Source organism: Mesorhizobium sp. M2D.F.Ca.ET.226.01.1.1 (assembly GCF_004022705.2).
Lineage (GTDB): Bacteria > Pseudomonadota > Alphaproteobacteria > Rhizobiales > Rhizobiaceae > Mesorhizobium.
The window spans coordinates 1-295 of record NZ_RZOY02000119.1; the positions used below are offsets into that span (position 1 = coordinate 1).

Annotated in this window: 1 pseudogene; it reads left to right on the forward strand. The window is 62.0% G+C overall.

What is annotated here, in order from left to right:
* Window positions 1–59: 59 nt before the first annotated feature.
* Window positions 60–295: pseudogene (locus EN869_RS34040) on the forward strand (ABC transporter permease); the annotation flags it as partial.

A 295-nucleotide genomic window follows, 5' to 3' on the forward strand; every position in this document is an offset into this window, starting at 1 on the left:
CTCGCCGTCGTGCTGGTGATCCTGGCGGTGGCGTCGCCGATGCTGAAAAGGGCCGCCTGATGGCGACGACGCGCATCCTCGAATGGCTTGGGCGCTGCTACATCGTGCTGCTGCTCGGCTTCCTCTATCTGCCGATCATCATCATGGCGCTGATGTCGTTCAACGCCTCGCCCTTCTACCAATTGCCGCTCGAGTGGACGACGGACTGGTATGCCTCGCTCTGGCAGAACGACCAGCTGATTGCGGCGACCTGGAACAGCATCGAGATCGCGGTGATCACCACCGTCATCGCGAC